This is a genomic window from Pseudomonas sp. NPDC098747 (assembly GCF_044760045.1).
In the GTDB taxonomy this organism is placed as follows: Bacteria; Pseudomonadota; Gammaproteobacteria; order Pseudomonadales; family Pseudomonadaceae; genus Aquipseudomonas.
Genome location: NZ_JBIWAL010000012.1, coordinates 77,141 through 103,758, shown reverse-complemented (window position 1 = coordinate 103,758; position 26,618 = coordinate 77,141). Strand labels below are relative to the sequence as shown.

22 protein-coding genes are annotated in these 26,618 nt (G+C 59.9%); 13 read left to right on the top strand and 9 right to left on the bottom strand.

Annotation, left to right across the window (positions count from 1 at the left end; all coding sequences use genetic code 11):
- Positions 1-652 precede the first annotated feature (652 nt).
- Positions 653-2,128, bottom strand: a complete 1,476-nt coding sequence (locus tag ACIQVE_RS10720) for an inorganic phosphate transporter (protein ID WP_402807689.1) — start codon at positions 2,126-2,128, stop codon at positions 653-655.
- Between the two features lie 370 nt (positions 2,129-2,498).
- Positions 2,499-2,699, bottom strand: coding sequence for a hypothetical protein (locus tag ACIQVE_RS10715; RefSeq protein WP_008080067.1), 201 nt, complete (start codon positions 2,697-2,699; stop codon positions 2,499-2,501).
- 650 nt (positions 2,700-3,349) lie between these two features.
- Here ACIQVE_RS10715 and pcaR point away from each other — a divergent pair.
- From pcaR to pcaC, 11 genes are all read left to right on the top strand, one after another.
- Positions 3,350-4,192 (top strand): pca regulon transcriptional regulator PcaR, encoded by an 843-nt coding sequence (gene pcaR / locus ACIQVE_RS10710; RefSeq protein ID WP_402807687.1) that lies wholly within the window; start codon positions 3,350-3,352, stop codon positions 4,190-4,192.
- Between the two features lie 294 nt (positions 4,193-4,486).
- Positions 4,487-5,833: an MFS transporter gene (locus ACIQVE_RS10705; RefSeq protein ID WP_402807685.1), complete on the top strand. Its 1,347-nt coding sequence runs from the start codon at positions 4,487-4,489 to the stop codon at positions 5,831-5,833.
- A 175-nt stretch (positions 5,834-6,008) separates the two neighbouring features.
- Entirely contained in the window at positions 6,009-6,866 is an 858-nt protein-coding gene (locus ACIQVE_RS10700; RefSeq protein ID WP_402807683.1) for a CoA transferase subunit A, read from the top strand.
- The gene (locus ACIQVE_RS10695) at positions 6,863-7,645 is read left to right on the top strand and encodes a CoA-transferase subunit beta (RefSeq protein WP_402807735.1); all 783 of its coding nucleotides are present in this window, start codon (positions 6,863-6,865) and stop codon (positions 7,643-7,645) included. The genes ACIQVE_RS10700 and ACIQVE_RS10695 overlap by 4 nt, the downstream gene beginning before the upstream one ends.
- Positions 7,642-8,847, top strand: coding sequence for a 3-oxoadipyl-CoA thiolase (gene pcaF / locus ACIQVE_RS10690; protein WP_402807680.1), 1,206 nt, complete (start codon positions 7,642-7,644; stop codon positions 8,845-8,847). Before ACIQVE_RS10695 ends, pcaF begins: the two co-directional genes overlap by 4 nt.
- A gap of 35 nt (positions 8,848-8,882) precedes the next feature.
- Complete coding sequence (pcaH, locus tag ACIQVE_RS10685; RefSeq protein WP_201234614.1) at positions 8,883-9,587, top strand: protocatechuate 3,4-dioxygenase subunit beta; 705 nt, start codon at positions 8,883-8,885, stop codon at positions 9,585-9,587.
- A gap of 1 nt (position 9,588) precedes the next feature.
- Entirely contained in the window at positions 9,589-10,155 is a 567-nt protein-coding gene (pcaG, locus tag ACIQVE_RS10680) for a protocatechuate 3,4-dioxygenase subunit alpha (RefSeq protein ID WP_402807677.1), read from the top strand.
- A gap of 187 nt (positions 10,156-10,342) precedes the next feature.
- On the top strand, positions 10,343-11,638 hold the full coding sequence (locus tag ACIQVE_RS10675) for an MFS family transporter (protein ID WP_402807674.1): 1,296 nt from the start codon (positions 10,343-10,345) through the stop codon (positions 11,636-11,638).
- Between the two features lie 45 nt (positions 11,639-11,683).
- On the top strand, positions 11,684-13,048 hold the full coding sequence (locus tag ACIQVE_RS10670) for a 3-carboxy-cis,cis-muconate cycloisomerase (protein WP_402807672.1): 1,365 nt from the start codon (positions 11,684-11,686) through the stop codon (positions 13,046-13,048).
- 11 nt (positions 13,049-13,059) lie between these two features.
- Complete coding sequence (pcaD, locus tag ACIQVE_RS10665; protein ID WP_402807669.1) at positions 13,060-13,851, top strand: 3-oxoadipate enol-lactonase; 792 nt, start codon at positions 13,060-13,062, stop codon at positions 13,849-13,851.
- A 10-nt stretch (positions 13,852-13,861) separates the two neighbouring features.
- Positions 13,862-14,254, top strand: coding sequence for a 4-carboxymuconolactone decarboxylase (pcaC, locus tag ACIQVE_RS10660; protein WP_007917093.1), 393 nt, complete (start codon positions 13,862-13,864; stop codon positions 14,252-14,254).
- Between the two features lie 190 nt (positions 14,255-14,444).
- Here the strand turns inward: pcaC and ACIQVE_RS10655 are convergent, their stop codons facing one another.
- The 4 genes from ACIQVE_RS10655 to ACIQVE_RS10640 all read right to left on the bottom strand — a co-directional run bounded on the left by ACIQVE_RS10655 (position 14,445) and on the right by ACIQVE_RS10640 (position 21,911).
- A complete protein-coding gene (locus ACIQVE_RS10655; RefSeq protein WP_402807665.1) occupies positions 14,445-15,704 on the bottom strand; it encodes an OprD family porin in 1,260 nt (419 codons plus the stop codon).
- A 439-nt stretch (positions 15,705-16,143) separates the two neighbouring features.
- Positions 16,144-17,604, bottom strand: coding sequence for an efflux RND transporter outer membrane subunit EmhC (emhC, locus tag ACIQVE_RS10650; RefSeq protein ID WP_402807663.1), 1,461 nt, complete (start codon positions 17,602-17,604; stop codon positions 16,144-16,146).
- The gene (gene emhB / locus ACIQVE_RS10645; RefSeq protein ID WP_402807661.1) at positions 17,601-20,750 is read right to left on the bottom strand and encodes an efflux RND transporter permease subunit EmhB; all 3,150 of its coding nucleotides are present in this window, start codon (positions 20,748-20,750) and stop codon (positions 17,601-17,603) included. Before emhB ends, emhC begins: the two co-directional genes overlap by 4 nt.
- 3 nt (positions 20,751-20,753) lie before the next feature.
- Positions 20,754-21,911: an efflux RND transporter periplasmic adaptor subunit gene (locus tag ACIQVE_RS10640; RefSeq protein WP_402807658.1), complete on the bottom strand. Its 1,158-nt coding sequence runs from the start codon at positions 21,909-21,911 to the stop codon at positions 20,754-20,756.
- Positions 21,912-22,176: 265 nt separating this feature from the next.
- Between ACIQVE_RS10640 and emhR the strand changes: the two genes are divergently transcribed.
- A complete protein-coding gene (emhR, locus tag ACIQVE_RS10635; protein WP_402807655.1) occupies positions 22,177-22,809 on the top strand; it encodes an efflux system transcriptional repressor EmhR in 633 nt (210 codons plus the stop codon).
- 384 nt (positions 22,810-23,193) lie between these two features.
- Here the strand turns inward: emhR and ACIQVE_RS10630 are convergent, their stop codons facing one another.
- From ACIQVE_RS10630 to ACIQVE_RS10620, 3 genes are read right to left on the bottom strand one after another with little or no spacing between them, the layout of a single operon-like run.
- A complete protein-coding gene (locus tag ACIQVE_RS10630) occupies positions 23,194-24,243 on the bottom strand; it encodes an alkene reductase (protein ID WP_402807652.1) in 1,050 nt (349 codons plus the stop codon).
- Positions 24,244-24,274: 31 nt separating this feature from the next.
- A complete protein-coding gene (locus ACIQVE_RS10625; protein ID WP_402807649.1) occupies positions 24,275-25,441 on the bottom strand; it encodes an MFS transporter in 1,167 nt (388 codons plus the stop codon).
- Between the two features lie 34 nt (positions 25,442-25,475).
- Positions 25,476-25,778: a helix-turn-helix transcriptional regulator gene (locus ACIQVE_RS10620; RefSeq protein WP_016771327.1), complete on the bottom strand. Its 303-nt coding sequence runs from the start codon at positions 25,776-25,778 to the stop codon at positions 25,476-25,478.
- Between the two features lie 171 nt (positions 25,779-25,949).
- On the opposite strand from ACIQVE_RS10620, the gene ACIQVE_RS10615 reads away from it, so the two are divergent.
- Complete coding sequence (locus ACIQVE_RS10615) at positions 25,950-26,528, top strand: ACP phosphodiesterase (RefSeq protein WP_402807648.1); 579 nt, start codon at positions 25,950-25,952, stop codon at positions 26,526-26,528.
- The last annotated feature ends 90 nt before the right edge of the window (positions 26,529-26,618 follow it).

Here is a 26,618-nt window from a genome sequence, read left to right as displayed (position 1 = left end):
ACGAAGCCTGCCGACGGGCGCTCTAGATCAAGAGCTGCACTCGAGCTAACGCTCATTGTGTTGAGTGGTGGGAGAGCGATGCGGTCGGCTTTGGTTTTGGGGGGGATTTGCCCCTCACCCCAGCCCTCTCCCGAGGGAGAGGGGGCCGGCTTGTGGGCTATTCAGAACTTGAGCTCGACTCGGTATCTCATATCGATATATCTCTCCCAAACAACGCGGTCAGTTCCCTCTCCCTCCGGGAGAGGGCTAGGGTGAGGGGCTCTTGATTTGGCTTTGGCTTTGGCTTTTGATTTTTTGCCCCATCGGCAGGCCGAGCGAAGGTGTTCATCCGGGGGGTAGGCGCGCAGCGCCGTGCGGCGCAGCCGCATTCATCGAGAGGAGGTGCAGCGCAGCAAACCGGAGGCGATGCCCCAGGATGGACACCGTAGCGAGGGAACACTGAGCCTAAGCGAAGTGCCGTACGCCGGGGCAAAGCCTTTTGGGTTACCTTTTCGGCGTTTGGAAAAGGTGACTCGCCGTAAGGGCGAAACCCTAAGCAGCCATCACCGCAGCAACGGATATACCCCCAACCCCCAAATCCCAACCCCCAAATCCCAAACCAAAAAAAGGCGCGATCCTCTCGAATCGCGCCTTTTTCATTTCCAGCTATCTATCAGCTACCCAACGCCTTGGACGCCAGCCAGAACAACCCGGCGGACAATGTCACGGTCGCTGGCAGAGTCAGTACCCAGGCCAGCAGGATGGTGCGAACCGTCCCGCCTTGCAGGCCGCTTTTGTTGGCGACCATGGTGCCGGCGACGCCCGAGGACAGGACGTGGGTGGTCGACACCGGCAGGCTGAAGATGTTGGCCATACCGATCAGGGTGGCGGTGGTGATCTGCGCCGACATGCCTTGCGAGTAGGTCATGCCTTGCTTGCCGATCTTCTCGCCGATGGTCAGTACTACGCGTTTCCAGCCGACCATGGTGCCCAGGCCCAAGGCCAGTGCGACCGCCAGAATCACCCAGAACGGGGCGTATTCGGTGGTGGTGGTCAGGTCCTTGCGCAGTTTGTCGAGGTCAGCCTTTTCGCGTGGTTCCAGGCCAGGCAACTTGCCGACTTTCTTCGCAGTGTCGTCCAGGCACAGCAAGTAGCGACGGACTTCAATACGGCTGTCCGAAGACAGCGAGCGATAGTCCGCAACACCTTTAAGGGTGTGCAGCAGGGCAGTGATGGTCGGTTCGGTCTGCTGCGGGTTGCAGCGGAATTTCTCCGGCAGGTCGCCTTCTACGCTCTTGCCCAGGGCCAGGAATTCACCGAGGGAGTCGGAATTGCGCTGATAGAACTGGCTCAGGTGCAGCGTCGCGTCGCGGGTACGTTCGATCTGGTAGGTGGTGCTGTTCAGGTCGAGTACGAACTGCGCAGGTACGATACCGATCAGCACCAGCATGATCAGACCGATGCCTTTCTGACCATCGTTGGAGCCGTGCACGAAGCTTACGGCCATGGCCGAGATCACCAGGACCAGACGGTTCCAGAAGGGTGGGTGCTTCTTGTCGTCGATCTTGCGACGCTGTTCCGGCGTCTTGTGCATCTTCGACAGCGGGCGCCACCATTTCAGGCCGATCAGGATCAGTGCGGCGATCAGGAAACCGGCCATTGGCGAAAACACCAGCGAGGCGCCGATGTCCATCGCTTTCTGCCAGTTCACACCATCGGCCAACGGAATGTCGTTGATCAGGGCGTTGGCCAGGCCGACACCCAGGATCGAACCGATCAGGGTATGCGAACTGGAAGCCGGGATACCGAAGTACCAGGTGCCAAGGTTCCAGGCGATTGCCGCGGCAAGCAACGAGAACACCATCGCCAGACCATGGCCGGTGTTCACATTGATCAGCAGCTCAACCGGCAGCAAATGGACAATGGCATACGCCACGCCCACGCCACCCAGCAGCACGCCGAGGAAGTTGAACACGCCGGAAAAGAACACCGCCAGGTGAGGCGGCATGGCTTTGGTGTAGATAACAGTGGCTACCGCGTTAGCGGTGTCATGAAATCCATTGATGAACTCGAAGGCGAGGACGAATGTCAGGGCGAGCAGGAGGCTCACAAGCACCCAAGCATCCAGTCCGCTGAATAAATCGATCATGAAGGTTTTCTGACCCGGTCGTAAGGGGGCGCGATTATGCCAGAAAAGTCTCGAAATCGATGCCCTACCTGCTCATCAGTAACACTCTTATTCGAATTAATTTGTTGCAGCGCATTAAAACCAAGCGTCGCGCAGGGTTTTTCAAGTTGCTGATTTTATTGGGGAAAGCCAGGCAGGGCGGGGCTTTTTCCCAATAAAACACGGGCTCAAACGCTTGTCTGAAATATTAATGAAACCTGTGAGAAGCGCCCCTTCAGCCTGTAGGACAGGGGAATGGCTGCTGCCCGCGGGTAGCGGGCGCGCAGGGCAGCGTCGTTACACCGCGCTGGTAACCGGTGCGCACTGACCTTCGAAAATCAAAACCCGTGGCTCATGGCTCTTCGGCTTTGAGTTCCTTTTCGATCTTTTCGATTTCCTGTTTGAAGACCTGATCCTGAACGGTGGGGCGTTTGCGCCATGCCTTGCGTTCCGGTTCGGGCTGAGCGGCGTAGGTGGTGACTTCCCCGCCGTAAACTTCCTTGTAACGTTGTTCCTGGCGCTCAAGTTCCGCGCGCAGTTCGTCTTTCGTCACAGTGCTACCTGTATGAGTTGAGTTGAATGTCTGGTGAAACGCACTGCAACGAATCGATTGAGCGAATCTACCGAAGGCCAACACCTGAACAGGCGTTGGTTGAGTCGGCAAGTCGATCAAGACTTGCGTGTTGCAGGCGGCTACGGCACCAGATTAAAACTGACGCAGCATCAGTTTCCAGTTTCAGCGAGCGTTGGCGTTACATTGACAATAAGTGCCAGGCGCTGGCCAGGGCCGACAGCGATGGACATCGCGTCAGCGGGTGACGACCTCGGTACTAATAGAGAGGTCCCACTGAGGTGCATTATAGCGGTCGATTCAGGAATGACTATCTTTGCCAAGTTAAAAACGGTTCTGGATGTGTGATCGTTTTGTTACTCGTAACTTTTATCGGTAGTTGAAGTGTGCACAGACCATTATTTACGAAGTGATCTGTTTTCTGGCGTCATTTAGTCGGTCAACTAAGGCGCTGGTTCTGTTTGCCGACGAAGTTCAGCAAACGCCCTGAGCGATCTGGCAGGTGCTGTCTGATTGATTGCGATAATCGGTCGACGGTTCGATAATCGCCCAATCTTCGCGTCGCCACCCTTGTGCATCCCCCCGCGAGCCGCTTGTATAGCCATCGATCCGTGCCGGATTAAGGACCTGAAATGAACGATCAAATGCGCAACTCCTTCACTTCCGTGGCGCCGCCGATCGTCGCCTCGCCGGCCAAGCGCATTCAGGCGCTGATGGGCGATCCGGATTTCATGACCTCGCTGGCCCGTGGCCTGGCGGTGGTTCAGGCGTTTCAGGAGCGCAAACGGCACCTGACCATCGCCCAGATCAGCCACCGCACGGAAATTCCCCGCGCTGCGGTGCGCCGTTGCCTACACACCTTGATCAAACTCGGCTACGCCACCACGGACGGTCGCACCTACTCGTTGCTGCCGAAAGTGCTGACCCTCGGTCACGCTTATCTGTCATCGACGCCACTGGCCGTGTCCGCGCAGCCGTACCTCGACCGCATGAGCGAGCAACTGCACGAAGCCTGCAACATGGCCACGCTCGAGGGCGACGACATTCTTTACATCGCCCGTTCGGCCACCACCCAGCGCTTGATCTCGGTGGATCTGTCGGTGGGCGGGCGTCTGCCGGCCTATTGCACGTCGATGGGACGGATTCTGCTGGCGGCGCTGGACGACACGTCGTTGAGGGAATACCTCGACCACGCCGAACTGGTTGCCAAAACCAGCCGCACGATCCACACCCCGGACGCTTTGCTCGAATGCCTGCAAGAAGTTCGGCAGCAGGGCTGGTGCATTGTCGATCAGGAACTGGAACAAGGTCTGCGCTCGATTGCCGTGCCGGTCTACGACGCCTCGGGGCAAGTGGTGGCGGCGCTCAACGTCAGCACCCACGCCGGTCGAGTTAGCCGCACCGAGCTGGAACAGCGCTTTCTGCCGGGCCTGCTCAGCGCCAGTCGCGACCTCAGCGCGCAACTGTTTGCCTGATGAAGCTGTTCGATAAACGCACAGTGTTGCGTTTATCGAATTGACGCTAAAACCCTTGGATCATTAATGTCGCGGCAGCGTCATCCGGCGCTGATGTGAATGAGCCCGCCGGACTGCCGACTCCCATAATAATGACAAGAGGCAACTCACCATGCGCATGTTCCCCGACTGTCTCAGCTCTGATCGCTGTTGCCGGATGCAACGCTTCGCCTGATCCCGATCTTCTATTCTTGTGCCCGTGCCGCTCTCTGGCCGGCCGCCGTTCGACTGCGTTTTTTGCGTGGAATAAAAATAATGAACCAGCCTCAGTCCGCTGTGGGTAACTGCCTCGATGTGCAGGCCTTCATCAATGCTCAACCGATCTCGCGCTATCAGTGGCGGGTGGTGATCCTGTGTTTCCTGATTGTCTTCCTTGATGGCCTCGACACCGCAGCGATGGGTTTTATTGCCCCGGCGTTGTCGCAGGATTGGGGCATCGATCGCGCCAGCCTCGGCCCGGTGATGAGCGCCGCGTTGATCGGCATGGTTTTCGGCGCACTCGGTTCCGGGCCTCTGGCTGACCGCTTCGGGCGCAAAGTCGTGCTGGTCGGGGCGGTCTTTCTGTTCGGCGCGTTTAGCCTGGCTTCAGCCTACGCCACCAACATCGAAGAGCTTTTAGTCCTGCGTTTCCTGACAGGGCTTGGCCTGGGCGCGGGGATGCCGAATGCGACCACGCTGCTCTCGGAATACACCCCGGAGCGCAAGAAGTCGCTGTTGGTGACCAGCATGTTCTGCGGTTTCAACCTCGGCATGGCCGGTGGCGGGTTCATTTCGGCGAAGCTGATCCCGGCGTTCGGCTGGCACAGCCTGTTGCTGATCGGCGGGATTCTGCCGCTGATTCTCACCGTGGTGCTGGTGTTCTGGCTGCCGGAATCGGCGCGTTATCTGGTGGTGCGCAACCGTGGCACCGACAAAGTGCGCAAGACGCTGGCGCCGATCGATCCGGTCACCGTCGCCCAGGCCTCAAGCTTCAGCGTGCCGGAGCAGAAAACCGTCAAGGCGCGCAACGTGTTCGCCGTGATCTTCTCCGGCACCTACAGCACCGGCACGTTATTGCTGTGGCTGACCTATTTCATGGGCCTGGTGATCGTCTATCTGCTGACCAGTTGGCTGCCGACGCTGATGCGTGACAGTGGCGCGAGCATGGAGCAGTCGGCATTCATCGGTGCGTTGTTCCAGTTCGGCGGGGTGTTGAGCGCAGTCGGCGTAGGCTGGGCGATGGACCGGTTCAATCCGCACAAGGTGATCGGCATTTTCTACCTGATGGCCGGGGTGTTTGCCTACGCGGTAGGGCAGAGCCTGGGCAACATCACGCTGCTGGCGACGTTGGTGCTGGTGGCGGGGATGTGCGTCAACGGCGCGCAATCGGCAATGCCGTCGCTGGCGGCGCGGTTTTATCCGACCCAGGGCCGGGCGACGGGGGTGTCGTGGATGCTCGGGATCGGCCGTTTTGGCGCGATTCTCGGGGCGTGGATGGGCGCGACGTTGTTGGGCCTGGGCTGGAATTTCGAGCAGGTGTTGACGGCGTTGGTGATTCCGGCGGCGTTGGCGACGGCGGCGGTGGTGATCAAGGGCATGGTCAGCCATGCGGATGCGACTTGAGTTAACGATCATGCAGCAAACGATAGGCGGGCAACAATCTGTTCGATAAACGAACACTCAGTCGATTATCGGATTGTTTGGTGATTTTCACAGGCTTAATCTTCAGTGACTTCGGCGCTGAACCTCGCGCCTTTTTATCACTGACGATCCACTACAAAAAACGGGAGCCCGCTCCATGGCTGAGATCCTTTCGCTGCACGACGCGGTGAAGCAGTTCGTCAACGACGGCGACACCGTCGCGCTCGAAGGCTTCACTCACCTGATCCCTACGGCGGCGGGTCATGAAATCATTCGTCAGGGCAAGAAAGATCTGACGCTGGTGCGGATGACGCCTGACCTGGTTTACGACCAACTGATCGGTGCCGGTTGTGCGCGCAAACTGATTTTCTCGTGGGGTGGTAATCCGGGTGTGGGTTCGCTGCACCGTCTGCGCGATGCGGTCGAGAAGCAATGGCCGCAGCCGCTGGAGATCGAAGAACACAGCCACGCCGATCTGGCCAATGCCTACGTCGCTGGCGCCTCCGGCCTACCATTCGCGGTGCTGCGTGCCTACGCCGGTTCCGACTTGCCGAAGGTCAATCCGCTGATCAAATCCGTGACGTGCCCGTTCACCGGTGAAGTGCTGGCGGCGGTGCCTTCGGTCCGCCCGGACGTCACGGTGATCCACGCGCAGAAAGCCGACCGCAAGGGCAACGTGCTGCTGTGGGGCATTCTCGGTGTACAGAAAGAAGCCGCATTGGCCGCCAAGCGTTGCATTGTCACCGTCGAAGAAATCGTCGACGACCTCAAGGCACCGATGAACGCCTGCGTCCTGCCGACCTGGGCCCTGAGTGCGGTTTGCCACGTACCCGGTGGCGCGCATCCTTCCTACGCCCACGGTTACAACGAGCGCGATAACCGTTTCTATCAGGCGTGGGACCCGATCGCCCGCGACCGTGAGACGTTTACTGCGTGGATCAACGAATACATCCATGGCAGCGCTGATTTCAGCGAATTCCAGGCCAAGCTGGCCGCTGTTTCGGGGGCCAAATAATGACTTACACCACCAATGAAATGATGACCGTCGCTGCGGCCCGCCGTTTGAAAAACGGTTCGGTGTGCTTCGTCGGCATCGGCCTGCCATCGAAAGCCGCCAACCTTGCACGCCTGACCTCATCGCCAGACGTGGTGCTGATCTACGAATCGGGCCCGATTGGCGCCAAGCCCAGCGTGTTGCCGTTGTCCATCGGTGATGGCGAGTTGGCGGAAACCGCCGACACCGTGGTGCCGACCGGTGAGATTTTTCGCTATTGGTTGCAGGGCGGACGGATTGACGTCGGTTTTCTCGGCGCGGCGCAGGTCGACCGTTTCGGCAACATCAACACCACCGTAGTCGGCGACTATCACGCACCGAAAGTGCGTCTGCCGGGTGCCGGTGGCGCGCCGGAGATTGCCGGTTCGGCGAAAAGCGTGCTGATCATCCTTAAACAGTCGGCGCGCTCGTTTGTCGACAAACTCGATTTCATCACCTCGGTCGGGCATGGCGAGGGCGGTGATTCGCGCAAACGTCTGGGCCTGCCGGGCGCCGGGCCGGTCGGCATCATCACCGACCTGTGCACCATGGAACCGGAAGAGGGCACCCATGAGTTTGTGGTCACCGCGCTGCACCCGGGCGTGACCCGCGAGCAAGTGGTCGCCGCCACCGGTTGGGCCATCCGTTTTGCCGACAACGTTGCCACCACCGCCGAACCGAGCGAAGTCGAACTGACCGCGCTGCGCGATCTCGAAGCGCGCACCGCTGCGGCCCACGGTCAGGCACCAGGAGAAGCATGATGCGTGACGTTTATATCTGCGATGCGATTCGCACCCCCATTGGTCGCTTCGGCGGTGGATTGTCCGCTGTGCGCGCCGACGATCTTGCCGCCGTGCCGATCAAGGCACTGATGGAACGCAATCCATCGGTGGACTGGAACCAGATCGACGAAGTGTTTCTCGGCTGCGCAAACCAGGCCGGCGAAGACAACCGCAACGTCGCGCGCATGGCGCTGCTGCTGGCGGGGCTGCCGGAAACCGTGCCGGGCGTAACCCTCAATCGCCTCTGCGCTTCGGGCATGGATGCGATTGGTACGGCGTTCCGTGCTATCGCCAGCGGCGAGATGGAGTTGGCGATTGCCGGTGGCGTCGAGTCGATGTCCCGCGCGCCGTTTGTGATGGGCAAGGCTGACGCGGCGTTTTCGCGCAACATGAAACTGGAAGACACCACTATTGGCTGGCGTTTCATCAACCCGTTGATGAAGGCGCAGTACGGCGTCGATGCGATGCCGCAGACCGCCGACAACGTCGCCGACGACTACGAAATTTCCCGCGAGGATCAGGACGCTTTCGCTCTGCGTAGCCAGCAACGGACTGCGGCCGCGCAGGCTGCCGGCTACTTCGCCGAAGAAATCGTCGAGGTGCGAATCGCGCACAAGAAGGGCGAAACGGTAGTCAGCGAGGACGAACATCCGCGTGCGGACACCACGATTGAAGCCCTGAGCAAATTGAAACCGGTCAATGGCCCGGACAAAACCGTCACCGCCGGTAATGCCTCCGGGGTCAACGACGGCGCCGCCGCGTTGATTCTGGCCTCGGCTGAAGCGGTGAAAAAACACGGTCTGACGGCTCGCGCCAAAGTGCTGGGCATGGCCAGTGCCGGGGTGGCGCCACGGGTGATGGGCATCGGCCCGGTGCCGGCGGTGCGCAAACTCATCGAGCGCCTCGGTGTGGCGGTTAGTGATTTTGATGTGATCGAACTCAACGAAGCCTTCGCCAGCCAAGGCTTGGCGGTGCTGCGTGAATTGGGCCTGGCGGACGACGCCGCTCAGGTCAACCCGAACGGTGGCGCGATTGCCTTGGGTCACCCGTTGGGCATGAGCGGTGCGCGGCTGGTGCTGACCGCCCTGCATCAGTTGGAAAAGACCGGTGGCAAGAAAGGTCTGGCGACCATGTGCGTCGGAGTCGGCCAAGGTCTGGCCCTGGCCATCGAACGCGTCTGACGCCGCCGTGACGAATAAGAACAGAGGAAAGCGAAATGTCTGACAAGCCTGGTTACCGTCGCCCGCAGGAAGGCACCCAGCCTGAGTACCTGCACCCGACGTATCAATCCACCAATCTGCGCTCGCCATCGAAGCCTTTGGTGTTTCTGCCGCATTCGCTGTCGGAAATCACCGGTCCGACCATCGGCGCCGAACGCGTGGCTGAAAAGGACAACGACCTGACGGCCCAGCATGAAGGCGAGCCGCAGGGTGAGCGCATCATCATCCACGGCCGTGTGCTCGACGAAAACGGCTTGCCGGTGCCGGGGATTCTGGTGGAGATCTGGCAGGCCAACGCCGCCGGCCGCTACAACCACAAGCGCGATCTGCACGACGCGCCGCTGGACCCGAACTTCACCGGCACCGGCCGCACCGTGACCGACGCCGATGGCTGGTATCAGTTCCAGACCATCAAGCCCGGCGCCTACCCGTGGGGCAACCACCACAACGCCTGGCGCCCGGCGCACATCCACTTTTCGCTGTTCGGGCCGAGCATCCTCACCCGCCTGGTCACGCAAATGTATTTCCCCGGTGACCCGCTGCTGGCCTATGACCCGATCTACAACTGCGTGCCGGACACGTCGGCGAAGGAACGTTTGATCGCCAGTTTCGATCTGGAAAAAACCATTCCGTCCTACGCCCTCGGTTATCGCTGGGACATCGTGCTGCGCGGGCGTGAAGCCACGCCGATGGAGAAATAAGATGACGCTGACTGCGACCACGTCCCACACCGTCGGGCCGTATTACCACATCGGCCTGACCTGGCTGAACCGCGAAAACCTCGCCAATGAACAAACCCTCGGTGAGCGCGTGGCGATCACCGGCCAAGTGCTGGACGGCAACGGCGATGTCGTCAACGACGCCATGCTTGAAGTCTGGCAGGCGAATGCCGCTGGCAAGTACGACCACCCGGAAGACGAGCAGAACAAACCGCTCGATCCGCATTTCGAAGGTTTTGGCCGGGTGCCGGTGGATGCGGAAGGGCGTTTCCGTTTCACCACGATTAAACCGGGTACGGTTGAGGGTTTGAAGGGGTCGACCCAGGCGCCGCATCTGGTGGTATTGGTGTTTGCGCGCGGGTTGGTGAAGCACTTGCTGACGCGGATCTACTTTGAAGGGGAACCGGCCAACGTTGATGATCCGCTGCTCGAATGCGTACCGGCCGAGCGTCGCGCGACGTTGCTGGCCAAACAGGATTCGTCGGGGGTTTATCAGTGGAATGTGATTTTGCAGGGCACTGATGCCGAAACGGTGTTTTTCGATTATTGAAACAACGTCCCCTGTGGGAGCGAGCTTGCTCGCGAAAGCGGTTTGTCAGTCGCAAAATTTGTTGCCTGACACGACGCCTTCGCGAGCAAGCTCGCTCCCACAGGTGAACTGTGTTGCTGATTCATTGTGGAACGGGACTGTTGCAAAGTGTGTCTAGAATCTCACTGTCCCTATTGAGTGAAAAATAATGACAACCCAGACCGCCCATTACACCGGCGAAGAGCGCAGCAAGCGCATCTTCGCGATTGTCGGCGCTTCGTCCGGCAACCTCGTCGAATGGTTCGACTTCTACGTCTACGCCTTCTGCGCGATCTATTTCGCCCCGGCATTCTTCCCCTCCGACAATCCCACCGTACAACTGGTCAACACCGCTGGGGTGTTCGCCGCAGGCTTCCTGATGCGACCGATTGGCGGCTGGATTTTCGGCCGGGTGGCGGACAAGCATGGCCGCAAGAACTCGATGCTGATCTCGATTCTGATGATGTGCTTCGGCTCGTTGCTCATCGCCTGCCTGCCGACTTACAAGGACATCGGCGTCTGGGCGCCGGTGTTGTTGCTGTTCGCACGTCTGCTGCAAGGTCTGTCGGTCGGCGGCGAGTACGGCACCACCGCGACCTACATGAGTGAAGTTGCGCTCAAGGGCCAGCGCGGTTTTTTTGCCTCGTTCCAGTACGTGACGCTGATCGGCGGGCAATTGCTGGCGGTGTCGCTGGTGGTGGTGCTGCAACAGTTCCTCACTGAAGACGACCTGCGTGCCTATGGCTGGCGGATTCCGTTTGTGGTCGGTGCGGTGGCAGCGCTGATTTCGCTGTTCCTGCGCCGTTCTCTGAAAGAAACCACCAGCAAGGAAATGCGCGAGAACAAGGACGCCGGCAGCATCCGTGCGTTGTTCCGCGATCATAAGGCCGCGTTCATCACCGTGCTCGGCTACACCGCCGGTGGTTCGCTGATTTTCTACACCTTCACCACGTACATGCAGAAGTACCTGGTGAACACCGCCGGTATGCACGCCAAAACTGCGAGCTACATCATGACCGGCGCGCTCTTCCTTTATATGTGCATGCAACCGCTGTTCGGCATGCTCGCCGACAAGATCGGTCGACGTAGCTCGATGCTCTGGTTCGGCGCCCTCGGCACGCTGTTCACGGTGCCGATCCTGCTCAGCCTGAAAGGGGTCAGCAGTCCGTTCCTGGCATTCGTACTGATCACCGTGGCGTTGGCCATCGTCAGTTTCTACACCTCGATCAGTGGTTTGGTGAAAGCCGAAATGTTCCCGCCGGAAGTCCGCGCCCTCGGCGTCGGTCTGGCGTATGCGGTGGCGAACGCGATCTTTGGTGGTTCGGCGGAATTCGTTGCGCTGAGTCTCAAGGCTGGCGGCATGGAAAACGTTTTCTACTGGTACGTTACGGCGATGATGGCGGTGGCCTTTCTGTTCAGTCTGCGCTTGCCGAAGCAGGCGAAGTATTTGCACCACGATCTGTAAACCCATGTGCGCGGGCCGCGATGGCCCGCGCCAGCAAGGACTTTTATGACTCAGCGACCGGGCAATCAACTGTTCGATGCCTACTTCACCGCCCGCGATATGCGCGAAGTGTTCTGCGATCAGGGCCGTGTGCAGGCAATGCTCGACGTCGAAGCGGCGCTGGCCCGGGCCGAGGCGCGGGTGGGGTTGATTCCGGCGAGCGCTGTTGCGCCCATCGAGAATGCCTGTCGCGCCGACCTCTATGACTTCGCAGCGCTGGGCGAGGCGATTGCCACGGCGGGCAATTCGGCGATTCCACTGGTCAAGGCGTTGGGCAAGCAGATTGCCGCAACCGATGCCGACGCCGAGCGTTATGTGCATTTGGGCGCGACCAGTCAGGACGTGATGGATTCCGGGCTGGTGCTGCAATTGCGCCAGGCGCTGGATCTGATCGAAAGCGATCTGGCGCAACTGGCCGACTCTCTTGCTGCGCAGGCTCAGCGCCACGCGGCAACGCCGATGGCCGGGCGCACCTGGTTGCAACACGCGACGCCAGTGACTCTGGGCATGAAAATCGCCGGATGGCTCGGCGCCGTGACCCGCAGCCGCCAGCGTTTGCGCGAACTGAAACCTCGTCTGCTGGTGCTGCAATTCGGCGGTGCGTCGGGCACGCTCGCGGCACTGGGCGAGCAGGCATTGCCGATTGCCCAAGCCTTGGCCGAAGAATTGCAACTGACCTTGCCGGAACAGCCGTGGCACACCCAGCGTGATCGCGTGGTGGAGTTTGGCGCGGTGCTCGGTTTGATCGCCGGCAGCCTCGGCAAATTTGGCCGCGACATCAGCCTGTTGATGCAGACCGAAGCGGCTGAAGTTTTCGAGCCATCGGCACCGGGCAAGGGCGGTTCTTCGACCATGCCGCATAAGCGCAATCCGGTCGGCGCGGCGGTGTTGATCAGCGCCGCCACGCGAGTGCCGGGGCTGGTGTCGACGCTGTTCAGTGCGATGCCGCAGGAGCACGAACGCAGCCTCGGTTTGTGGCATGCCGAATGGGAAACCCTGCCTGAAATCTGCTGCCTCGTCTCGGGATCGCTGCAACAGGCACGACTGCTCGCGCAAGGGCTGGAAGTCGATGCAGCACGCATGGCGCGCAACCTCGACCTGACTCAAGGGCTGGTGCTGGCCGAAGCGGTGAGCATCGTGCTCGCACAACGGGTTGGCCGCGACACCGCGCATCACTTGCTCGAACAATGCTGCAAACGTGCAGTGGCCGAGCAGCGCCACTTGCGCACCGTGCTCGGTGACGAGCCGCAGGTCACTGGGCAATTGAGCTGCGCTGAACTGGATCATCTTATGAATCCCGCCCATTACCTCGGTCAGGCGCAGGTCTGGGTCGAGCGAGCGGTGGCCGAACACAACGCGTTGACTGTCTGAAGGAGAGGTCTGTGGCTTTCGTTCAACTCGCCGATGGCGAACTGCACTATCAAATTGAAGGCCCGGTCGATGCGCCGGTGCTGGTGCTGTCCAACTCGCTGGGCACCGATCTGCACATGTGGGATGCGCAGATGCCGGCATTTACCGAACACTTTCGCGTGCTGCGTTTCGACACTCGCGGGCACGGCAAATCGCTGGTGACGCCGGGGCCGTACAGCATCGAGCAACTGGGCCACGACGTGCTCGGACTGCTGGATGCGCTGCACATCGAGCGCGCGCATTTCTGCGGATTATCCATGGGCGGGTTGATCGGCCAGTGGCTGGGGATCAATGCAGGTCATCGTTTGCACAAACTGATCGTGTGCAACACGGCGGCGAAAATCGGTGATCCGTCGGTGTGGAACCCGCGCATCGAAACGGTGCTACGCGACGGCCCGGCAGCGATGGTTGCCTTGCGCGATGCGTCGATTGCGCGGTGGTTTACCCCGGACTTTTCTCAAGCCCATCCGGCGGCGGCCAAGCAGATTACCGACATGCTCGCCGCGACTTCGCCAGAAGGTTATGCGGCCAATTGCGCGGCAGTGCGGGATGCTGATTTCCGCGAGCAACTGAGTTCGATCAACCTGCCGTTGCTGGTGATCGCCGGCACTGAAGACGCGGTGACGCCACCGTCCGGCGGGCACTTCATTCAGGAACATGTGCGCGGTGCCGAGTACGTCGAGTTCTATGCGGCGCATCTTTCCAACGTGCAGGCAGGTACAGCTTTCAGCGATCGCGTGTTGGCGTTTTTACAGGTTCAGTGAGGAAGATTTTGTGGACGAGAAACAACGTTACGACGAAGGCATGCAGGTCCGCCGCGCGGTGTTGGGCGACGCGCATGTCGATCGCAGCCTGACCACACTGACCGAGTTCAACTCGGAATTTCAGGAGATGATCACCCGCCACGCCTGGGGCGACATCTGGACCCGCCCAGGCTTGCCTCGGCACACGCGCAGCCTGATCACCATCGCCATGCTGATTGGCATGAACCGCGAGGGCGAGCTGAAACTGCACCTGCGCGCTGCGGCCAATAATGGCGTGAGCCGGGGCGAGATCAAGGAAGTGATCATGCAGAGCGCGATCTACTGCGGGATTCCGGCGGCGAATGCGACGTTTCATCTGGCGGAGTCTGTGTGGGATGAGCTGGGTGTTGAATCGCGGGAGTAAGGTTGTTTGAGCTGACGCCATCGCTGGCAAGCCAGCTCCCACAAGGATCTTCAGTGAACTCATACTTTGTGAGCGACAGAAGAACCTGTGGGGGCTGGCTTGCCAGCGATGGCGGCGTATCAGTCGACAACTCTGCTGAATTACAAACCGCTTCCGCGAGCAAGCTCGCTCCCACAGGGGAGATCCGTGTTCAGAGCAAACTGATCGGATAGCTGACGATCAACCGGTTCTCATCAAACTCGTTGTTGCTGAAATCCCGGCGCATGGTCGAGTTGCGCCATCTGACGTTGAGGTTCTTGAGTGCGCCGCTCTGCACGGTGTAGCCCAGTTCCGATTCGCGGCCCCATTCCTTGCCGTCGGTGACGGTGCCGGTGTGGACGTTGTCGCCGCTGATGTAGCGGTTCATCAGGGTCAGGCCGGGAACGCCCATGGCGGCGAAATTGTAGTCGTGGCGCAGCTGCCAGGAACGTTCCTGCGCATTGTCATAACTGGCGTTGTAGCTGTCGTTGGCCAGGGTGCCGCCGCTGGTGCCGTTGACGCGCATCCAGGCGCTGTCGCCGGTGAGTTTTTGCAGGCCGACATAGAAGGTGTTGCCGCCATATTTGGCCGAGAACATCCCGGACCAGGTTTTGTTGTCGAGATCTCCGGCGCGCGCGCTGCCGTCGTCCTTGCCGTAGAAGAAACCGAGGTTGGCGCCCAGGGTCCAGTCGCCCACGGGCTGACTGTGGATCAGGTTGATGTATTGCTGGCTGTAGATGTCCTTGAGCTCGGCATTCCACAAACCGATCTGCGTGCGTTTTTCGTTGAACGCATATTCACCGCCCTGGAAGTTGAAGCGATCTGAGGTGAACGCCGCTTTGCCGGTCATCGACATGTCGCTCATGCTGCTGTCATCGCGCGGGCTGTTGGCGCGGAACTGGCCGCCGTAGAGGGTCAGGCCGTCGATTTCCTTCGAAGTGATCTGGCCGCCACGAAAGGTTTGCGGCAACGAGCGACCGTCGTCCGAACGCAGGATCGGCAACACCGGCATCCATTCGCCGACCTTCACTTCTGTCTGCGCCAACTTCGCTTTGAACGCGACGTTGGTGCGGCCAAAGTTGTCCGCCGGGCGACCGTCATGATCCAGGGGCAACAGCTGCGTGCCACCCGTGCCTTTACCGCCATCGAGCTTCACCGAATACAGCCCCAGCACGTCCATGCCGAAACCGACGGTGCCCTGGGTGAAGCCGGATTTGGCGTCGAGGATGAAGCTTTGTGTCCACTCTTCAGCCTTGCCCTGAGCCTTGGTCGGGTTGGTGAAGTTGCGGTTGATGTAGAAGTTGCGCAGGTTCAGGTTGACCTTGGCGCCTTCGACAAAACCGGCTTCTTCAGCCGCAACGGGCAACGCGGCACCGGCCAGTGCCAGGGCGATCAGACTGGGGATTGCGTACGGCGCAGTTGGATGAGGCATCGCAGAGTCTCTTGTTATTTTTTGGGTCGAACGGGATCCGTTGCCGACGCTTTCGCGACGGGCATGGGTGTGCAGAATTCGGGATGAGGCGGCGGTGATCAGCCGGACAGGGCAGGGCGCGGGGGCATGGTGTCGAACCTGATGTTATTGGTTTTGTGGGATGAATGGTGCGGGGCGGGGATGGCGGGTTTCAATTGGGGAAAGTGGTTTTGGGGCGATTATCGAACGCAAGATTGAGCCGGGCTTTGTGTGGAAAGTCAGGGCCTCATCGCTGCCAAGCCAGCTCCCACATGTTTTTGTGTTGATGTCACATTTTGGGTGCACCCGAGAACACTGTGGGAGCTGGCTTGCCAGCGATGGGGCGGGTGCAGACAGCACAACCTTTGGGCAGACAACAAAAAGCCCACCAAACGGTGGGCTCTCTGTGTTCAGCAGATGATCAGAACAGCTTCATCTTCGGTGCTTCTTCTTTCAGCGGTTCGTTCTGCGCGGTTTGCTCATTCCAGCCACCGCCCAATGCCTTGTACAGGTTGACCGCACTGGTCAGCTGCGCGAGGCGGTCGGTGATCAGCGCTTGTTGGGCGCTGAACAGCTGACGCTGGGCATCGAGGAAGGTCAGGTTGCTGTCGACACCGATGCGGTAACGACGCTCGGCCAGGCGGTAGTAATCCTGGTTGGCCTGCACGAAGTCACGCTGCGCTTGCAACTGCTCGGTGTAGGTCTGGCGTGCGGCCAGGCCGTCGGCGACTTCCTGGAAGGCCGTTTGAATGGACTTCTCGTAGTTCGCCACGCCAATGTCTTTTTGGATCTTGGCGTAGTCGAGGCTGGCGCGCAGGCTGCCGGCGTTGAAGATCGGCAGGTTGATCTGCGGCTGGAACAGCCACGTCCCCGAACCACCCTTGAACAGACCGGACAGATCCGGACTGAGCGTACCGGCGTTGGCAGTCAGGCTGATGCTTGGGAAGAACGCTGCACGGGCGGCGCCGATGTTGGCGTTGGCAGCCTTCAGGTTGTACTCGGCCTGAAGGATATCCGGACGACGTTGCAGCAGGTCCGATGGCAGGCCCGGCGGTACGTCGCTGAGCAGATCATCGGCCAGCGGTTTGGCCGTTTGCAGATTGCCTGGGATACCGGTGCCGAGCAGCAGGGTCAGACTGTTTTCGTCCTGAGCCACCTGGCGGGTGTAACGCGCCAGTTGCGCACGGGCGTTTTCCACCGAGGTGCGCGACTGCGCCAGGTCCAGCGCCGAAGCCACACCGACTTCGTTGCTGCGACTGGTCAGCTTGTAGCTTTCTTCAAAGGCACCGAGGGTGTCCTGAGTCAGCTTGAGCAGTTCCTTGTCGGCCTGCCAGGTCAGGTAGGCGTTGGCAACGCTGGCGACCAGACTGATCTGGGTGCTGCGACGCGCTTCTTCAGTGGCGAAGTATTGTTGCAGCGCTTGTTCGCTCAGGCTGCGCACCCGACCGAACAGGTCGAGTTCGTAGGCGCTGATGCCAACGGTGGCGGAGTACGAACTGCTGATCATCGACTCTCCAGTCTGCGACGCACGCGCCGGCAGACGCTGACGGCTGCCGCTGCCATTGGCCGAAACCGCCGGGAACAGGTCGGCACGCTGAATGCGGTACTGAGCCGCATAAGCGTCGATGTTCAGTGCCGCAACACGCAGGTCGCGGTTGTTTTCCAGCGAGACCTGGATCAGCTGTTGCAGGGCCGGGTCATGGAAAAACTGCTTCCAGCCCTGCTCGGCAGCGGCTTGCGCCGGTGCCTGGGCCGGCGAGTACGCCGGGCCCTGTGGGTACTGGCCTGCGACCGGAGCCTCAGGCTGCTGATAGTCAGGTATCAGCGAGCAACCGCTCAGCACGAAGGCGGCGACTGCGAGGGAGAGTAGCGACTTGCTCATTGGCCAGCCTCTTTAGGAGTTTCTACGGCGTCATCCTTGTCGGCGTTTTTACGCTGACCTATGGACGACACGGTGACGAAGAACAGTGGGACCCAGAAAATGGCGAGTACGGTGGCGGTGATCATACCGCCAATTACGCCAGTACCGATTGCGTGCTGGCTGCCCGAACCTGCGCCCGTGGAGATCGCCAACGGTACAACACCGAGGACGAAGGCCAGCGAGGTCATGATGATCGGTCGCAGACGCATGCGGCAGGCTTCAATCGCCGCTTCGCGCAGACTGCGCCCTTGCTCATGCAACTCTTTGGCGAACTCGACAATCAGAATGGCGTTTTTCGCTGCCAGACCGATGGTCGTCAACAGCCCCACCTGGAAGTACACGTCGTTGGACAGACCGCGCAGGCTGGTGGCCAGCAACGCACCAATGATCCCCAGCGGAACCACAAGCATGACCGCGATCGGAATCGACCAGCTCTCATACAGCGCCGCGAGACACAGGAACACCATCAGCAGCGACAGGGCGTAGAGCGCTGGTGCTTGCGAACCGGACAGTCGTTCCTCGTAGGACAGACCGGTCCAGGAGATACCGACACCGGCCGGCAGCTTCTTGGCAATCGCTTCGACTTCGGCCATCGCTTCACCCGTGGAGTAACCCGGCGCCGGAGAACCGAGCACCTCCATGGCTTCCACGCCGTTGTATCGAGCCAGTTTCGGCGAACCGTAGATCCACTCGCCCTTGGCGAACGCGGAGAACGGCACCATGGTTCCGACGTTGTTGCGTACGTACCACTTCTTCAAGTCTTCAGGGCTCATGCGAGCACCGGCCTGACCTTGCAGGTAAACCTTTTTCACCCGACCACGGTCGATGAAGTCGTTGACGTAGCTACTACCGAAGGAGATCGACAGCGTGCTGTTGATGTCTGAAAGGCTCAAGCCTAGGGCCTGGGCTTTCTCGTCGTCGATTTCCAGGTGGTATTGCGGCTCGTCGTTCAGACCGTTCGGACGCACCTGATACAGCACTTTGCTCTGCGCCGCGAGACCGAGGAACTGGTTGCGCGCTTCCATCAGTTTTTCGTGACCGAGACCGGCGCGGTCCTGCAGAAACACGTCGAAACCGGTGGCGTTACCCAGCTCCAGTACTGCCGGCGGGGCAAAGGCAAACACCATCGCATCGCGGAAGGTAAAGAAGTGCTGCTGGGCACGCTGGGCGAGGGCAAACACGCTGTTGTTCGCATCACGCTCGTCCCACGGTTTGAGCATGATGAACGCCAGACCCGAGCTCTGGCCGCGACCGGCGAAGTTGAAGCCGTTGACGGTGAACACCGAGGCCACGGAGCTGGATTCTTTTTCCAGCAGGTAGGTGCGCATTTCGTCGATCACGACTTGCGTACGTTCGGCACTGGCACCGGCCGGGGTTTGCACCTGAGCGAACAGCACGCCTTGGTCTTCTTCCGGCAGGAACGCGGTCGGAATACGTGTGAACAGCCAGATCATGCCAACCACGATCAGCACGTAAGCCAGCAGATACGGGGCCTTGCGCGTCAGCATGTTGCCGACACCGCGCTCATAGCTGCGCACGCCGCGGTCGAAGTTACGGTTGAACCAGCCGAAGAAACCGGTTTTCGGCGTGCCGTGCTCGCCCTTCGGAATCGGCTTGAGCATGGTCGCGCAGAGCGCCGGGGTGAAGATCAGGGCAACCAGCACCGACAGGGCCATGGCCGAGACGATGGTGATCGAGAACTGTTTGTAGATCACACCGGTGGAACCGCTGAAGAACGCCATCGGCAACAGAACCGCCGACAGTACCAACGCGATACCGACCAGTGCGCCCTGGATCTGACCCATGGACTTCTTGGTCGCTTCCTTCGGTGACAAGCCTTCTTCGCTCATCACCCGCTCGACGTTTTCCACCACAACGATGGCGTCGTCCACCAGCAAGCCGATGGCCAGCACCATACCGAACATGGTCAGGGTGTTGATGCTGAAGCCAAACGCCGCGAGGATGCCGAACGTACCCAGCAATACCACCGGCACGGTCATCGTGGTGATGACGGTGGCGCGGAAGTTCTGCAGGAACAGGAACATCACCAGGAACACCAGCACGATTGCTTCGACCAGGGTTTCAACCACACCCTTGATCGACTCGGTCACCACCGGAGTGGTGTCGTACGGGAACACCACTTCCATGCCTTGCGGGAAGAACGGCTTGAGGTCGTCAATCGTCTTGCGCAGTGCCTTGGCCGTGTCGAGGGCGTTGGCGCCGTTGGCCAGTTTTACCGCCAGACCGGAGGCCGGTTTGCCGTTGAACTGCGCCGCGATGCTGGAGTTTTCACCGCCCAGACCGACGTCGGCAACATCACCGACGCGTACTTGTGAGCCGTCCTGATTAACCTTCAGCAGAATCGCCTTGAACTGCTCGGCAGTCTGCAGACGGGTCTTGCCGATGATCGTGGCGTTCAGTTGCTGGCCAGGCAGCGCCGGCAAACCGCCGAGTTGACCCGACGAGATCTGCACGTTTTGCGCCGAGATCGCGGTGCTGACGTCGCTCGGGGTCAGGTTGTATTTGTTCAACTTGGCCGGGTCGAGCCAGATGCGCATCGCGTACTGGGCACCGAAGACCTGGAAGTCACCGACACCGGCAGTACGGGAGATCGGATCCTGCATGTTCGACACGATGTAGTTGGACAGGTCGTCCTTGTTCATGCTGCCGTCACGCGATACCACGCCGATCACCAGCAGGAAGTTTTTCACTGCCTTGGTCACGCGGATACCTTGTTGCTGCACTTCCTGCGGCAACAGCGGGGTAGCGAGGTTCAGCTTGTTCTGAACCTGCACCTGCGCGGTGTCGGAGTTGGTGCCTTGCTCGAAGGTCGCCGTGATGGTCATGCTGCCGTCGGAGTTACTTTCCGACGAGACATAACGCAAGTTGTCGATACCGTTGAGCTGTTGCTCGATCACCTGGACCACGGTGTCTTGCACGGTTTGCGCCGAAGCGCCCGGGTAGGTCACGGAGATCGCAATGGCCGGTGGCGCAATGCTCGGGTACTGGTTGATCGGTAATTTCAGGATCGAAAGTGCCCCGACCAACATGATCACCAGGGCAATTACCCAGGCGAAAATCGGACGGTCGATGAAGAATTTTGACATGGGTTACTCCCCTTTGCCGCCGGCGGCTTTATCAGCTGCCTGTGCGGGGGCCGGGTTCTTGTTGCCTACGTTGGTCGCTTCGGTCGGATTGACCTCGGCACCTGGACGGACGTACTGCAGACCTTCGGTGATCAGACGATCACCGGCCTTCAGACCGTCTTCGATCAGCCACTGGCTGCCGACGGTGCGGCTGGCCTTGAGCTGACGCAACTCAACCTTGTTGTCGGCGCCGACGACCAGTGCGGTCGGAACGCCTTTGAGGTCACGGGTCACGCCTTGTTGTGGCGCCAGAATGGCGGCGGCGTTAACACCGGCCTGCAATTGGGCGCGGACGAACATGCCTGGCAACAGCGTGTGATCCGGGTTCGGGAACACGGCGCGCAGGGTCACGGAACCGGTAGTCGGATCGACCGTCACTTCGGAGAATTCCAGCTTACCGTCTAGCTTGTACTGGCTGCCGTCTTCCAATGTCAGCTTGACCGCCGCCGAGTTGTCGCCGGACTTTTGCAGTCGACCACTTTCCAGTTCACGGCGCAGTTCCAGCAATTCAACCGAAGACTGGGTGACGTCGACGTAGATCGGGTCCAACTGCTGGATCGTTGCCATCGCGTCAGTCTGGCCGTTGCTGACCAGTGCGCCTTCGGTGACCGAAGAGCGACCGATGCGACCGGAAATCGGGGCGTAGACCTTGGTGTAGCGCACATTGATCTGTGCGGTCTGCAAGGACGCTTCCGATTCCATGCGATTGGCCACGGCTGTATCGTATTCCTGACGGCTTACGGCTTGCTCATCGACCAATTGCTTGTAGCGGTCGGAGATCGACTTGGTTGAACGCAGGTTGGCTTCGGCGCTTTTCAGGGTCGCGTCATAGATTGACGGATCGATCTGATACAGCTGCTGGCCGGCTTTGACATCGCCGCCTTCCTTGAACAGACGCTTGAGAATGATGCCGTTGACCTGTGGTCGCACTTCAGCGATGCGGAACGCACTGGTGCGGCCCGGCAGTTCGGAGGTGAGGGTAAACGCTTGTGGTTGCAGGGTGACGACGCCGACCTGAGGAGGCGGAGCGGCCGGTGCCGCTTCTTCCTTTTTACATCCGCTGAGCAGCGATGCCAGGGCGACGGCAGTGACCAGAGCGGTAACAGCTGGCTTGAATTGCATGAAAATCCTCGGGTCAGGCGCGCAAAAAACGCACAAGAAGTGTGGAAGGGTGAAAAAAAATCGGGTGGATAAGTAGCGTGCTAAGCAATATACTTACGTTCATGGTTGTTTGTAAACACCTTGACTGCGTACCCACCCTGTTACAAAAGTCGTCGCAAGGTTCGAAATTGTAGGCCGGGGAGACGATTCGATAGAGATTGATCCCCTCTTTATTCAGCGGATATTCAAGCCATCCCTGAAACATCCTGTTTGAGGTTTTACTGCCATGGTCCGTCGTACCAAAGAAGAAGCTCAGGAAACGCGCAGCCAGATTCTCGAAGCGGCAGAGAAAGCGTTTTATGAAAGGGGCGTGGCCCGCACGACCTTGGCGGATATCGCGACAATGGCCGGCGTCACGCGCGGCGCCATCTACTGGCACTTCAGCAACAAGGCTGATCTGGTGCAGGCCATGCTCGACAGCTTGCATGAGCCGCTGGATGAACTGGCCAAAGCCAGTGAAAGCGAAGACGAACTCGACCCGTTGGGCTGCATGCGCAAATTGTTGATTCATTTGTTTCATCAAGTTGCGCTGGACCCGAAGACCCGTCGCATCAACGAAATTCTGTTTCATAAGTGCGAGTTCACCGATGAAATGTGCGATCTGCGCCAGCAGCGCCGGACGGCCAGTCTCGATTGCAATGTGCGCATCGGATTGACCCTGCGTAATGCGGTGAATCGCGGCCAGTTGCCGGAAGATCTCGACACTGCCCGTGCGGCCATCAGCATTCATGCCTATATTGATGGCCTCCTCTATGGGTGGCTGTTGGCGCCGGACAGCTTCGAGTTGCACGCCGAGGCCGAACGCTGGGTCGATACAGGATTGGACATGCTGCGCCTGAGCCCCAGCCTGCGCAAATGAACAATGTGTAATTGGCGCAGCTTATGTCAATTGGCCTGCTTCTATATACGTTTGTGGCGCGAAGTTTATACGTAGTGAACTACGGATTTTGTAGGGTTTTTGTGTCGTGCGTGTGAACGAGTGTGAACCGCTTGCCCTCACCCTAACCCTCTCCCAGAGGTAGAGGGGACTGACCGGGTTGTTAATCCAAACTACGCCGACCTGAAATATCCCGCTGAACGCAAAATCTGAAACCCACACCAATCGGCTCCCTCTCCCTCGGGAGAGGGCTGGGGTGAGGGGCTAAGTCTCACGCCACGGCATCAACCTCCAGGCGAACACAAAAAAGCCCCCGACTCTCACAAGTCCGGGGGCTTTTGCGTTTCTGCATTTCTGCGTTAACGCTTACAGCGCCGGATAGTCGATATAGCCAACCGGCCCTTTCCCGTAGAAGGTTTCCGGGTGCGGTTCGTTCAGCGGTGCGTCAGCTTTCAAGCGCGCTGGCAGATCCGGGTTGGCAATGAACGGCACACCGAACGCCACGGCGTCCGCTTTGCCGCTGGCCAGCCATTCGTTGGCGCTATTCTTGGTGAAGCGTTCGTTGGCGATGTACGGGCCGCCGAAAGCTTCTTTGAGTTGCGGGCCGAGGCTGTCGGCGCCTTCTTTCTCGCGGGAGCAGATGAATGCGATGCCACGTTTGCCCAGTTCGCGGGCCACGTAGGTGAAGGTTTCAGCCAGGTTGTCGTCGCCCATGTCGTGGGAGTCGGCGCGTGGTGCCAGGTGCACGCCGACACGACCGGCGCCCCAGACTTCGATGGCCGCGTCAGTCACTTCCAGCAGCAAGCGAGCACGGTTTTCCAGGGAGCCGCCGTAGTTGTCGGTGCGCTGGTTGGTGCTGCTTTGCAGGAACTGGTCGAGCAGGTAACCGTTGGCGCCGTGGATTTCCACGCCATCAAAACCGGCCGCCTTGGCGTTCTCGGCACCGGTGCGATAGGCGTCGACGATTTCGGCGATTTCAGAGGTTTCCAGTGCGCGCGGGGTTGGGTAGTCGGCCATTGGACGCACCAGGCTGACGTGACCTTTGGGCTGGATAGCGCTCGGTGCGACTGGCGCTTCACCGTTCAGATACGAAGGGTGAGAGACCCGACCCACGTGCCACAGTTGCAGGAAGATCTTGCCGCCGGCACCGTGAATCGCTTTGGTCACGTTGGTCCAGCCGCGCACCTGATCGTTGGACCAGATGCCCGGGGTGTCCGGGTAGCCGACGCCCATCGGGGTCACCGAAGTGGCTTCGCTGAGGATCAGGCCGGCGGAGGCGCGTTGTACGTAGTACTCGGCCATCAGCGCATTCGGTACGCGACCTTCGTCGGCGCGGCAGCGGGTCAGCGGGGCCATGATGATGCGGTTGGTCAGCTCGATGTCGCCCAGTTTGATTGGATCAAAAATAGTTGCCATGAAATACAACCCTCTTAAGTGAAGTGGTTAATCAATGAGTAGCGGGGGCCAGATCGGCATTGCCGTTCTGACGGAAAGTAATCAGGGTCACCAGCAGGGCAAGCACCGCCAGGGCTGCCGCCGCCAGAGGCACGCTGGTCAGGCCGAAACCGTGGGCGATGACGCTGCCGCCGACCCAGGCGCCGAGGGCATTACCGACGTTGAACGCACCGATGTTCAGGGTCGAGACGAGGTTCGGTGCCGCTTTGCCGAAGGTCACCACGTTGATTTGCAGTGCCGGTACCGCCGCGAATGAAGCAGTGGCCCAGAGGAACAGGGTGATTTCGGTCGGGATCAGCGCGACGCTGGTCCAGCTCAACACCGTGGAAATCACCGCCATCGCCACGAACACGCCAATCAGGGTGGCAGCGAGGCGTTTGTCCGCCAGTTTGCCGCCGATGATATTGCCGACCGTCAAACCGAGGCCGATCAACAGCAAGGTCCAGGTCACGCCTTTTGGCGAGACGCCGGTGACATCGCCGAGCAGCGGGGCGACGTAGGTGAAGAGGGTGAACATCGAGGCGGCGAACAGTGCGGTCATGCTCAACGACAGCCAGATGCCGGCGCCTTTGAGGGCGGCGAGTTCGGCACGCATGTCGAGTTTTTCTTCGTCACGCTTGGCTGGCAGGAAGCGGATCAGGCCGATCAGCGCGATCACACCGATCACGGTCACTGCCCAGAAGGTCGAACGCCAGCCAGCTTCCTGGCCCAGCGCGGTGCCCAGTGGTACGCCGAGGACGTTCGCCAGGGTCAAACCGGTGAACATCAACGCGACTGCCGAGGCGCGTTTGTTCGGCGCCACCAGACCTGCGGCCACTACCGAACCGATACCAAAGAACGCGCCGTGGCACAGCGCGGTGACCACACGGGCGAACATCAGCACGTTGTAGTCGCTGGCCATCGCACAGAGCAAGTTGCCGACAATGAAGATGCCCATCAACGCAACCAGTGCAGCCTTGCGCGGCAGTTTGGCGGTGGCCAGTGCCATGAACGGCGCACCGATGGCCACGCCCAGGGCGTAACCGGTCACCAGCCAGCCGGCGCCAGGAATCGACACACCGAGGTCGGCCGCCACATCGGGCAGCAGGCCCATAATGACGAACTCGGTGGTGCCGATGGCGAAGGCGCTCAAGGCGAGTATGAGTAGTGAGAGGGGCATCGTTGTTTCCTTGTGGGCTGGCTGACGTTAAGGGTCAGAGCTCTTTACTGAGGGTGCTGAGGAACGCCTGAATCACGTCCTCGTTACGTTTGAAAAAGTGCCATTGCCCGGCCTTCTGACTGCTGATCAGTCCGGCCCGTTGCAGGGTCGCCAAATGTGCCGACACGGTTGATTGCGACAGGCCGCAGCGTTGATCGATCTGTCCGGCACAGATGCCGTACTCGTGGTTGTGCAGCTGTTCCGGGAATTCGCCTTTCGGGTCTTTCAGCCAGTTGAGAATGTCTCGCCGTACTGGGTGTGCCAGGGCTTTTATTATTTCGTCGAGGTCGAGGTTCATGGCTTTGGGCTCGTGATGTCTGTAGCGCTATATCGCGATGAGGCGAACTTTAAATCGGTACTTCGCGATATACCAATATGATTTTGATCTGATGACCGCATAAATCGGTATATCGGGTTATAATGATGCGTTGGGTGTATTGAAACGAGGGCGCGGTGCTAAGCTGCGCCCATGAACTATCTCGCACATTTGCATCTCGGTGGCCAGCGCCCCGATCAATTACTCGGCAGTCTGTATGGCGATTTCGTCAAAGGTCGGCTGCAAGGGCAATTTGCCCCGGAGGTCGAAGCGGGGATTCAACTGCACCGACGGATCGACGTGTTCACTGATCGCCATCCGCTGGTGGACATCGCGCTGGGGCGGTTTTCTGATACCCGTCGGCGTTATGCCGGGATCGTCCTCGATGTATTTTTCGACCATTGCCTGGCGCGAGATTGGCGGTTGTATGCCGATCAGCCGCTGGCGCAGTTTACCGCTGACGTTTATCGGGTCTTGTCCCGTGAACCGCAATTGCCCGAGCGCCTGGCGAAGATCGCACCGCACATGGTCGCCAATGACTGGCTGGGCTCGTATGAGGAATTTGAAGTGCTGGACCAGGTGTTGCGCGGGATCTCGCGGCGGTTGAGCCGGCCGGAGGAATTGGCGGGGGCGATGCAGGAGTTGCGGCGGTTGTATGAGCCGCTGAGTGAGGACTTCAGATTGTTTTACCCCCAACTGCAAGACTTCGCCCAGCACTCTGCGACACAGTAAATCCCTGTGGGAGCGAGCTTGCTCGCGAATGCGGTGTATCAGCCATAGATGAGTTGACTGAAAAGACGCCTTCGCGAGCAAGCTCGCTCC

What these genes read in the sequence shown, in the direction of transcription:
- ACIQVE_RS10720 (WP_402807689.1), bottom strand. Translation starts at nt 2,128, where the DNA reads ATGATCGATTTATTCAGCGGACTGGATGCTTGGGTGCTTGTGAGCCTC.
- pcaR (WP_402807687.1), top strand. Translation starts at nt 3,350, where the DNA reads ATGAACGATCAAATGCGCAACTCCTTCACTTCCGTGGCGCCGCCGATC.
- ACIQVE_RS10705 (WP_402807685.1), top strand. Translation starts at nt 4,487, where the DNA reads ATGAACCAGCCTCAGTCCGCTGTGGGTAACTGCCTCGATGTGCAGGCC.
- ACIQVE_RS10700 (WP_402807683.1), top strand. Translation starts at nt 6,009, where the DNA reads ATGGCTGAGATCCTTTCGCTGCACGACGCGGTGAAGCAGTTCGTCAAC.
- pcaF (WP_402807680.1), top strand. Translation starts at nt 7,642, where the DNA reads ATGATGCGTGACGTTTATATCTGCGATGCGATTCGCACCCCCATTGGT.
- pcaH (WP_201234614.1), top strand. Translation starts at nt 8,883, where the DNA reads ATGTCTGACAAGCCTGGTTACCGTCGCCCGCAGGAAGGCACCCAGCCT.
- pcaG (WP_402807677.1), top strand. Translation starts at nt 9,589, where the DNA reads ATGACGCTGACTGCGACCACGTCCCACACCGTCGGGCCGTATTACCAC.
- ACIQVE_RS10675 (WP_402807674.1), top strand. Translation starts at nt 10,343, where the DNA reads ATGACAACCCAGACCGCCCATTACACCGGCGAAGAGCGCAGCAAGCGC.
- ACIQVE_RS10670 (WP_402807672.1), top strand. Translation starts at nt 11,684, where the DNA reads ATGACTCAGCGACCGGGCAATCAACTGTTCGATGCCTACTTCACCGCC.
- ACIQVE_RS10655 (WP_402807665.1), bottom strand. Translation starts at nt 15,704, where the DNA reads ATGCCTCATCCAACTGCGCCGTACGCAATCCCCAGTCTGATCGCCCTG.
- emhC (WP_402807663.1), bottom strand. Translation starts at nt 17,604, where the DNA reads ATGAGCAAGTCGCTACTCTCCCTCGCAGTCGCCGCCTTCGTGCTGAGC.
- emhB (WP_402807661.1), bottom strand. Translation starts at nt 20,750, where the DNA reads ATGTCAAAATTCTTCATCGACCGTCCGATTTTCGCCTGGGTAATTGCC.
- ACIQVE_RS10640 (WP_402807658.1), bottom strand. Translation starts at nt 21,911, where the DNA reads ATGCAATTCAAGCCAGCTGTTACCGCTCTGGTCACTGCCGTCGCCCTG.
- emhR (WP_402807655.1), top strand. Translation starts at nt 22,177, where the DNA reads ATGGTCCGTCGTACCAAAGAAGAAGCTCAGGAAACGCGCAGCCAGATT.
- ACIQVE_RS10630 (WP_402807652.1), bottom strand. Translation starts at nt 24,243, where the DNA reads ATGGCAACTATTTTTGATCCAATCAAACTGGGCGACATCGAGCTGACC.
- ACIQVE_RS10625 (WP_402807649.1), bottom strand. Translation starts at nt 25,441, where the DNA reads ATGCCCCTCTCACTACTCATACTCGCCTTGAGCGCCTTCGCCATCGGC.
- ACIQVE_RS10620 (WP_016771327.1), bottom strand. Translation starts at nt 25,778, where the DNA reads ATGAACCTCGACCTCGACGAAATAATAAAAGCCCTGGCACACCCAGTA.
- ACIQVE_RS10615 (WP_402807648.1), top strand. Translation starts at nt 25,950, where the DNA reads ATGAACTATCTCGCACATTTGCATCTCGGTGGCCAGCGCCCCGATCAA.